A 220-nucleotide genomic window follows, 5' to 3' on the forward strand; every position below is an offset into this window, starting at 1 on the left:
ACGCCACGCAGTCGCGGCCGTCCCGGATCAGGTGCACGAACTGCGCGTCCGGGAAGAGCCGGAGCAGCACGTCGACGCTCTTGAAGTACGACGGCCGCTTGTCGCCCCAGCGCGGCTTGCCGAACCGGGCCGCGTAGGCGCGCAGCACGATGCCCAGCGCCGAGCCCAGCGTCCCCGGGCCGTCGACGATCTCCCTGGTCACCTCGGCCGCGTCCAGCCC

The 220-nt window shown here is 73.2% G+C and carries 1 protein-coding gene; it reads right to left on the reverse strand.

The genetic code is table 11. From position 1 onward, the window contains the following. A partial coding sequence (locus tag ACWJ6R_RS38400) for a sulfotransferase (protein WP_449066856.1) occupies positions 1 to 220 on the reverse strand: 220 nt, incomplete at both ends.

The organism is Planomonospora algeriensis, from assembly GCF_977012225.1.